Source organism: Pantoea sp. Cy-639 (assembly GCF_011752525.1).
Classification (GTDB): Bacteria; Pseudomonadota; Gammaproteobacteria; order Pseudomonadales; family Pseudomonadaceae; genus Aquipseudomonas.
This window is the reverse complement of the sequence record NZ_VWXI01000019.1, coordinates 107,660-117,215: the sequence shown is the minus strand read 5'-3', so window position 1 is coordinate 117,215 and position 9,556 is coordinate 107,660. Positions and strand designations below refer to the sequence as shown.

The 9,556-nt window shown below is 65.5% G+C and carries 3 protein-coding genes; all 3 read left to right on the top strand.

What is annotated here, in order from left to right; all coding sequences use genetic code 11:
- Positions 1 to 298: 298 nt before the first annotated feature.
- The 3 genes from recC to recD are packed head-to-tail and all read left to right on the top strand — an operon-like array spanning position 299 to position 9,521.
- Complete coding sequence (gene recC, locus F3J43_RS20870) at positions 299 to 3,781, top strand: exodeoxyribonuclease V subunit gamma (protein ID WP_166891334.1); 3,483 nt, start codon at positions 299 to 301, stop codon at positions 3,779 to 3,781.
- Positions 3,778 to 7,449 carry an exodeoxyribonuclease V subunit beta gene (gene recB / locus F3J43_RS20865; protein ID WP_166891331.1) on the top strand — a complete coding sequence of 1,224 codons (3,672 nt, stop codon included), beginning with the start codon at positions 3,778 to 3,780 and terminating at the stop codon, positions 7,447 to 7,449. The genes recC and recB overlap by 4 nt, the downstream gene beginning before the upstream one ends.
- Positions 7,446 to 9,521 (top strand): exodeoxyribonuclease V subunit alpha, encoded by a 2,076-nt coding sequence (recD, locus tag F3J43_RS20860; RefSeq protein ID WP_166891327.1) that lies wholly within the window; start codon positions 7,446 to 7,448, stop codon positions 9,519 to 9,521. The genes recB and recD overlap by 4 nt, the downstream gene beginning before the upstream one ends.
- The last annotated feature ends 35 nt before the right edge of the window (positions 9,522 to 9,556 follow it).

Genomic DNA, 9,556 nt, shown 5'->3' with positions numbered 1-9,556 from the left:
CTCAGTAGTGAAACGATGCATCGCCGATGGTAGTGTGGGGCTTCCCCATGTGAGAGTAGGTCATCGTCAAGATTCATTTCGCAAAACCCCTATCTGCACATGCAGGTAGGGGTTTTGTCTTTTCCGTACCCGTAAAGCCAGTGCAACCTTATGACCGCGTCGGCTCCTCGCCAGCAAGGCTGGCTCCTACAGGGGCGGGGGGTAGCTGCGGCAATGCGAGTACCGAGAGGGCCGGCGCCTGCAGCGGTCTCCGTGATAAGGTTCTTCCTTGCAATCGACCGCCTCCAGAGAACACCCAATGGCTAAAACCACCGCCCTTCATCCAGGCTTCATGATCGTCCAGGGCAACCGCCTGGATGACCTGCGCAACCTGGTGGTGAGTGTGATGCGCCGTTACCCGTTGGCTCCGTTGGAAAACGAAATCGCCCTGGTGCAGAGCAACGGTATCGCGCAGTGGCTGAAGCTGGCACTGGCCGAGGATCCGCAGGACGGCGATCAGGGGGGCTGCGGCATTGCTGCCGCGATCGATGTACAGCTACCGGGCAGTTTCATGTGGCAGCTCTACCGTCGGGTTTTGGGCCGCGATGAAATTCCCGAGGTGTCGCTGCTCGACAAGGCCCCGCTGACCTGGCGCCTGATGCGCCTGCTGCCGGAAGTGATCGAGCGCCCGCACTTCGAGCCCTTGCGCCGCTTCCTGATCGATGACAATGACCTGCGCAAGCGCTACCAACTGGCCGAGCGGCTTGCCGATCTGTTCGACCAGTACCAGGTCTACCGTGCCGATTGGCTCAAGGACTGGGCAAGCGGTAGCCATGTGCTCAACACCGCCCGCGGCGAGCGCAAACCCTTGGCTCCGGGTAATCGTTGGCAAGCCGAACTGTGGCGGATTCTCCTGGAGGATGTGGGGGAGGCTGGCATGGCCCAGAGCCGTGCTGGTGTGCACCAGCGTTTCGTCGAGCGTATCAACAGTCTCGATCAGGCCCCGGCCGGTCTGCCGGCGCGCCTGATCGTCTTCGGTATCTCGTCGCTGCCAGCGCAGATACTCGAGGCCTTGGCAGGCCTTGCGCGCTTCAGTCAGGTGCTGCTGTGCGTGCACAATCCGTGTCGCCACCATTGGGGAGACATCGTTGCCGACAAGGATCTGTTGCGCCACCAGTACAAGCGCCAGCAACGCAAACAAGGCATGCCCCTGCAATTGGACGACGAATTGCTGCACCAGCACGCACACCCGTTGCTGGCCGCCTGGGGCAAGCAGGGGCGTGACTACATCAACCTGCTCGACAGCTATGACGATCCGGGCAGCTATCAGAGTGTCTTCAGCGAAGGGCGCATCGACCTGTTCAGTGAAGGGGAGCCCAAGAGCCTGCTCAACCAGTTGCAGGACGATATTCTCGAGCTTCGCCCGCTCGCCGAAACGCGTGAGCACTGGCCGGCGATCAATCCGCTGAAGGACCGCTCCGTGCGCTTTCATGTGGCCCATAGCCCCCAGCGCGAAGTCGAGATCCTGCATGACCAGTTGCTGGCCCGCTTCAGTGCCGATCCAACCTTGCGGCCTCGGGATGTCATCGTCATGTTGCCGGCGATCGATACGTATGCTCCGCATATCCGTGCAGTGTTCGGCCAGCTCGAGCGTAACGACCCGCGCTACATTCCATTCACCCTGACCGATCAGGGGCAGCGTGGCCGTGATCCGCTGCTGATCGCACTGGAACATTTGCTGAAACTACCTGACAGCCGTTTCGCCGTGAGTGAGGTACTCGACCTGCTGGACGTCCCGGCAGTGCGCGAACGCTTCGCGATTCAGGAAAGCGACTTGCCTACCCTGCATCGCTGGATCGAGGGCGCGGGCATTCGCTGGGGCTTGAGCGCCGAACAACGTGCCTCCCTCGGCTTGCCTGAGGGTCTGGAGCAGAACAGTTGGAGGTTCGGCCTGCGCCGCATGCTGCTGGGCTATGCAGTGGGTGTCGGGGAGGGGTGTGACGGCATCGAGCCCTATGACGAGATCGGCGGCCTGGACGCGGCACTGATCGGCCCACTGGTGGCCTTGCTCGATGCCTTGGAAGTCGCTTGCGAGGCCTTGTCGCAGCCCGCCACCGTGTCGCAGTGGGGTGAGCGCCTGCATGCCTTGCTGCAGGTCTTCTTCCTGGCGGAAAACGAGCATGACGAGTTGTTGCTGGTCCAGCTGCAGGACCTGCGCGAGCACTGGCTGGAAACCTGCGAGGCGGTTGGCTTGCAGGACCTGCTACCGCTCACCGTGGTCCGCGAGGCCTGGTTGTCGGGCCTGGACCAAGGCAAGCTGTCCCAGCGCTTCCTGGCCGGCTCGGTGAACTTCTGCACCTTGATGCCGATGCGTGCCATTCCATTCCGGGTGGTCTGCCTGCTGGGGATGAACGATGGCGATTACCCGCGAGCCCAGCCGCCGCTGGATTTCGACCTGATGGCCAGCGACTATCGTCCTGGCGACCGCTCGCGTCGGGAGGACGACCGCTACCTGTTGCTCGAAGCGCTGCTCTCGGCGCGTGACCAACTGTATGTCAGTTGGGTGGGGCGCAGCATTCGCGACAACAGCGAGCGCCCGTCATCGGTGCTGGTCGGACAACTGCGTGATCACCTGGCTGCGGGCTGGAAACTGACGGGGGCCAAACAGGGGCAGCGTGAGGATCCTGGGCAGCAGCTGGTGCATGCGCTGACCCAGGAGCATCCCCTGCAGCCTTTCAGCCCTCGCTACTTCCAGAAGGGCAGTGCGCTGTTCAGCTTCGCCAACGAGTGGTTGGTCCTGCACCAGGAGGCCGATAAATCGCTCGTTTCTCCGGCGTCCTTGCCCACCTACAAGAGCGATGAGCCGCTGAGCCTGGTCCAGTTGCAGGACTTCTTGCGTCATCCTGTCAGGCATTTCTTCAGTCAGCGCTTGAAAGTGTTCTTCGAGGCGTTGGAGGCACCGACGCCGGACGAGGAGCCTTTCGTGCTCGATGCCCTGCAACGCTATGGCCTGAGTGAAAGTCTGCTCGGCGCCGCGTTGGCCGATCCGGACAATGCCGAGCACGCCCTGCAGACCCAGGCCCGCCGCCTGCAAGCGTGTGGCTTGCTGCCGCTGGCCGGGTTTGGCGAGGCGTTGCAGGTCGAGCTGATCCAGCCACTGCCAGACCTGCTGCAACGTCATCGCTCCTTGCTGCAGCGTTGGCCTGCCTTGGTGGAGGGCGCCTTGCCGATCCACTTCGAGCATGAGCAGCATCGCCTCGAGGGCTGGCTCGGACGTGTCCACCAGGCCGATGACCAGAGTCTGTTGAGCATCACCACCGTTCCCAACACCATCAGTGCCGGGCGCAACAGCCTCAAGTGGCACCGACTGGTGCCTGCCTGGGTCATGCACCTGGCTGCCTGCGCCTCGGGCTACCCGCTGCACAGCGCGCTGGTGGCCAGCGATGTCACGCTGCTGCTGGCACCGCTGCCACAGGAGCAGGCCGCCGAGCGCCTGGCCGATCTGCTGGTGGCGCGCCAGGCGGGCATGAATTTCCCGTTGCCGGTCGCAGCCAAGACCGCATTCGCCTGGTTGGCCCAGGAGGATCCGGACAAAGCACTGGTTGCGGCGGCCCGGGCCTACGAAGGTGATGGCCAGAACAGCTTCGGCGAACGCAGTGAGAGCCTGGCCCTGGCCCGTCAGTACCGTGACTTTGCCGCACTGGCGCTCGACGAAACCTTCGAGGGCTGGTGCGAGACGCTCTATCGCCCCCTGTTCGCCGCGCCCTGGCAGACCCTGGGCAACCCGGAGCCAGTCCAATGAGCCACGCCCGTCCCCTGGCCCTGCAGTTTCCCCTGCATGGCAGCCAGCTCATCGAGGCCAGCGCCGGCACCGGCAAGACCTTCACCATTTCGGCGCTGTACCTGCGTCTTGTCCTGGGGCATGGCGGTGAGCAGGGCTTCACCCGTGAGCTGCTGCCACCGCAGATCCTGGTGGTGACCTTCACCGATGCCGCCACCAAGGAGTTGCGCGAACGCATTCGCACCCGGCTTGCCGAGGCTGCGCGTTTCTTCCGGGGCGAGCTCGAAGACGCCGACCCGCTGTTGCACCTGTTGCGCGAGGATTATCCACAGGAGCACTGGCCGCGCTGTGCCAACCGCCTGGAGATCGCCGTGCAATGGATGGACGAGGCGGCGGTATCGACTATCCACGGCTGGTGCCAGCGGATGCTGCGCGAGCACGCCTTCGACAGTGGCAGCCTTTTCACCCAGAGCCTGGAAACCGACCACAGCGAGTTGCTCGGCCAGGTCATGCGCGATTACTGGCGTCGCTTCTGCTATGGCATGCGCGGAGAGTCGCTGGCCTGGGTGCGTGAGCACTGGGGCAGCCCCGACGCCTTGCTACCTCGTATCCGCCCGTTGTTCGGCCGGGTACGGGGCGAGCACGGTGAGCAAGAGCCCCAGGCGTTGATCGAGACGACCCTGCGCCAGCGCAACGAGCAGTTGGCCCAGATCAAGGCGCCGTGGGTCAACTGGGCCGACGAGCTGCAACAAATCTGTCGCGACGCAGTAGCCGCCAAGCAGGCTGATGGACGCAAGCTGCAGGCGCGTTACTTCGAGCCGTGGTTCGACAAGCTGCGAGCCTGGGCCAGCGATGCGCAGGCCGAGGAGCTGGACCTGGGCACCGGTTTCACCCGGCTCACGCCTGCCGGCCTGGCCGAGGCATGGAAGTCCGGCGAGCCACCGGAGCACCCGGCGTTACGGGCCATGGAGACGCTGCGTGAGCAGTTGCAGGGGCTCGCCAGCCCCGATGCGCGACTGTTGGAGCATGCCGCAGCCTGGGTCTCGGCGCGCTTCGAGGTGGAGAAGCGGCGCCGTGCGGAAATGGGCTTCGACGACATGCTCCTGCGCCTGCAGCACGCGCTGGGCAGTGAGTCTGGCCAGCGCTTGGCCGGGCTGATCCGTGAGCAGTTCCCGGTAGCGCTGATCGATGAGTTCCAGGACACCGATCCGGTGCAGTACGGCATCTTCGAGCGAATCTACCGGATCGGCGAGAACGACCCGGACACCGGCCTGTTCATGATCGGCGACCCCAAGCAGGCGATCTACGCATTTCGCGGCGCGGACATCTTCACCTACCTGGCGGCCCGGCGTGCCACGGCCGGGCGTCTGCACAGCCTCGACACCAACTATCGCTCCAGCCAGGCCATGGTCGCGGCGGTCAACCGAGTGTTCCTCGAGGCGGAGACCCGTGATGAGGGGCGTGGCGCGTTCCTGTTCCGGACCCGGGGCGACAACCCGTTGCCGTTCGTCGAGGTCCAGGCCAAAGGACGCAGTGAGTGGCTGCAGGTGGATGGTCAGCCTTGTCCGGCATTGCACTGCTGGCAGCTCGAAAGTGACGAGCCGGTCTCCAGTACCTTGTATCGCCAGCGCCTCGCGGCCAGTTGCGCGAGCCACATCGTGGCGCTGCTCAATGGCGGACAGCGCGGCGTGAGCGGTTTTGTCGGCAAGGACGGCCAGCTACGCCCGTGCCTGCCTTCGGACATCGCGATTCTCGTGCGTGACGGTCGTGAAGCACAGTGGGTGCGTGCCGAACTGGCCGCGCGTGATGTGCGCAGCGTGTACCTGTCGGACAAGGATTCGGTATTCGCCGCCCAGGAGGCCCACGACTTGCTGGCCTGGCTCAAGGCCAGCGCCGAGCCGGACTCCGAGCGCTTGCTCAAGGCTGCCCTGGCCAGTCTGACCCTGGATCTGCCGCTGCTCGCACTGGAGCGCCTGAACCAGGACGAGCGCGTCTGGGAAGGTTGGGTCATGCGTTTTCGTCGTTATCGCGAGATCTGGCAGCGTCAGGGGGTGTTGCCGATGCTGCGGCGCCTGCTGCACGACTTCCAGCTGCCGCGTAGCCTGATGGCGCGCAGCGATGGCGAGCGAGTGCTGACCAACCTGCTGCACCTGGCCGAGTTGCTGCAACAGGCTGCAGGAGAGCTGGATGGCGAGCAGGCGCTGATCCGGCACCTCGCCGACCACCTGGCCAATGCCGGACAGGTGGGTGAAGAGCAGATCCTGCGTCTGGAAAGCGATGAGCAACTGGTCAAGGTGGTGACCATCCACAAGTCCAAAGGGCTGGAGTATCCCTTGGTATTCCTGCCGTTCATCTGTACCAGCAAGCCTGTGGACGGCCAGCGCCTGCCCTTGGCCTGGCACGATGACGACGGTGTCGCACACCTGACGCTGACCCCCGACGCCGGGCAGATCGAGCGCGCCGACGACGAGCGTCTGGCCGAGGACCTGCGCCTGCTGTATGTCGCCCTGACCCGGGCGCAGCATGCCTGCTGGCTCGGCGTCGCCGATCTCAAGCGCGGTACTCAGCGCAGTTCACAGCTGCACCGCTCGGCATTGGGCTACCTGCTTGGCGGTGGCTTGCCGCTGGCGGGTTCCAGTCAGTTGGGGGGATGGTTGCAGGCCCTGGCCGCAGGCAGTACGGCCATTCGCTGCGAACCCGTCCCCGAAGCCGACGAGGCGTGTTACCGGGTGCCGGTTGGCGACAGCGAACTGCTGCCCCCGCGCAAGCCGCGCCGCGCGGCGGCCGAGCATTGGTGGATCGCTTCCTACAGCGCCTTGCGGGTGGGCGATGCGGCGCTTGGTGCCGACAGCTCCCTGGCCCAGCAACTGCTGGACGACGAGCAACTGGATAGCCAGTCGCTGCGCGAGGTGCCGGCCGAGACGGGCGATATCCATCGCTTCCCCCGTGGCCCGAACCCTGGCACCTTCCTCCATGGCCTGCTCGAATGGGCGGGTCGTGAAGGCTTCGCCGAGGTGGCCGCCAGCTCGGGACTGATCGAGGATACCGTCGCCCGGCGCTGCAACCGACGCGACTGGGCCGGCTGGATTCCCACCCTCACGTCCTGGCTGCAACAGATGCTGGTACTGCCGTTCCCCCTGCAGGACAGCGGTTTTTCCCTGGCGCAACTGGAGCAGTACCAGATCGAAATGGAGTTCTGGTTCGCCAGCCACCAGGTCGACGCCCTGCGCCTTGACCAGCTGGTGTTGCAGCATACCCATGGCGGCGCGGCACGTCCGGCGTTGCAGCCGACCCAGCTCAACGGCATGTTCAAGGGTTTCATCGACCTGGCGTTTGAACTGAATGGGCGTTACTACGTGGCCGACTACAAGTCCAACTGGCTTGGCCCCGATAGCCAGGCCTATGCCCCGCTGGCCATGGAGCAGGCGATTCTCGAACACCGCTACGATCTGCAGTACGTGCTTTACCTGCTGGCCCTGCATCGCCAGTTACGTGCCCGTCTGCCGGATTACGACTATGACCGCCATGTCGGCGGTGCCCTGTTCATCTTCCTGCGTGGTGCCGATGCACCCGGCCATGGGTTGTACCACGCCCGTCCGCCACGGGGCCTGATCGAGACGCTCGACACGATGTTCCGCGGCGTCGAGACATCCGGGCAGCAGGACCTGTTTGCCGGAGTCGCGCCATGAGCCGAAGCCTCGACGACCTTCTGCCGACCCCCTTGCAGGCCGAGCACCTGAGTGCCCTGGCGCCGCTGCGCGACAGCCACGACTTGCTGGCTCTGCTCGACCGTTGGGTCGAGCGTGGCTGGTTGCGGGCGCTGGACCGGGCTTTCGTCAGCTTTCTTGAAGAGCGGGCCCCGGGCAGTGATCCGTTGGTGCTGTTGGCGGCGGCGCTGGCCAGCCATCAGTTGGGGCATGGCCATGTCTGCCTCGACCTGGAGCAGACCTTGGCCGAGCCGGATTTCGCCCTGTCGCTACCACCGGAGGGGGATGCCTTGAGCGGCCCATTGCTGCTGCCTTCGCAGTTGCTGGCCAGCCTCGACCTGGCGACCTGGCTGCAGCGCATCGGCGACAGTGGGCTGGTGGCCCGGGGCGATGCGCCAGGACAGTCTGCACGGCCACTGGTGTTCAGCGCGCGGCGCCTGTACCTGCGGCGCTACTGGACCTATGAGCGGCGCATCGACGCGGCGCTGCACGAGCGGCTGGCCAGCCGTCAGCCACAGCCGGCGGATCTGGCGCAGCGTCTGGCGCAGTTGTTCGAGGATGGCGCGCCGGGGGGCGAGGTCGACTGGCAGAAGCTTGCCTGTGCCCTGGCCACCCGTGCCGGTTTCAGTGTCATCACCGGCGGCCCCGGGACCGGCAAGACCACCACCGTGGTGCGCTTGCTGGCGTTGTTGCAGGGGCCCGCGGTGGAGCTGGGGCGGCCACTGCGCATTCGCCTGGCGGCGCCCACCGGCAAGGCGGCGGCACGCCTGACCGAATCGATCGGCCAGCAGGTCGAGCGCCTGCAGGTCGAGGCGTCGGTGCGCGCGCAGATACCCACCGAGGTCAGCACGGTACACCGCCTGCTCGGCAGCCGACCCGGCTCGCGGCATTTCCGCCATCATGCGGGCAATCCGTTGCCACTGGATGTGCTGGTGGTCGACGAAGCCTCGATGATCGACCTGGAGATGATGGCCAACCTGCTCGACGCGTTGCCGGCCAATGCCCGGCTGGTGCTGCTGGGTGACAAGGACCAGCTCGCCTCGGTGGAGGCGGGCGCGGTGCTGGGGGACCTGTGCCGCGATGCCGAAGCCGGCTGCTACTGGCCACAGACCCTCGCCTGGCTGGAACAGGTGGGTGGGCAGGCGTTGCAGAACATCGGCCTTGTACCGGGCAGCGCGCCGCACAACCCACTGGCGCAGCAGATCGTCATGCTGCGCCACTCGCGTCGCTTTGGCGAAGGCAGCGGCATCGGCCAGCTGGCGCGGTTGGTCAACCAGCAACTGGCGCCCCAGGCGCGCGAACTGCTGGCGAGCCAGCCGCACGACGTGTTCTGCCTCACCCTGGGCGGCGAGCACGACAGGCGTTTCGACCGCCTGTTGCTCGACGGCCTTGCCCAGGGTTCGGAGGGGCCACAGGGCTATCGCAGCTATTTGCGCAGCATCGGTCGGTTGCGCCCAGCGCCCGGTACGCCAGCCGACGATCCGTGCTGGGAGCAATGGGCCGCGGCGGTGCTGGGCAGCTTCGAGGCGTTCCAGTTGCTGTGTGCGGTGCGCAAGGGCGCCTGGGGCGTCGAGGGCCTGAACGAGCGGGTGGCCCGGGTGTTGCACAACGCCGGGCTGATCGACAGCCAGCAACCCTGGTACGAAGGGCGACCGGTGCTGGTGACGCGCAACGACTATGGCCTTGGCCTGATGAACGGCGATATCGGCATCGCCCTGCGCCTGCCGGACGAACACGGCGAGACGCTGTTGCGGGTTGCCTTCCCGCGTAATGACGGCAGCGCAGGCGTGCGTTTCGTCCTGCCCAGCCGCCTGAGCGAAGTTGAGACTGTGTTCGCCATGACCGTGCACAAGTCCCAGGGCTCGGAGTTCAGTCATACCGCTCTGGTGTTGCCGGATGCACTCAACCCGGTGCTGACCAAGGAACTGGTGTACACCGGCATCACCCGCGCCAAGCAATGCTTCAGCCTGATCGAGCCGCGAGCCGGGGTATTCGAGGAGGCGGTCGGACGCAAGGTACGACGGGTGTCGGGGCTGATGCTGGAGCAAGTCTGACTCTGGAGTTCGCCGCCGATATGCTATCGTTGCGG

Bases quoted from the DNA above. Each gene is read 5' to 3' on its own strand.
- recD (WP_166891327.1), top strand. From the start codon at position 7,446: ATGAGCCGAAGCCTCGACGACCTTCTGCCGACCCCCTTGCAGGCCGAG.
- recB (WP_166891331.1), top strand. From the start codon at position 3,778: ATGAGCCACGCCCGTCCCCTGGCCCTGCAGTTTCCCCTGCATGGCAGC.
- recC (WP_166891334.1), top strand. From the start codon at position 299: ATGGCTAAAACCACCGCCCTTCATCCAGGCTTCATGATCGTCCAGGGC.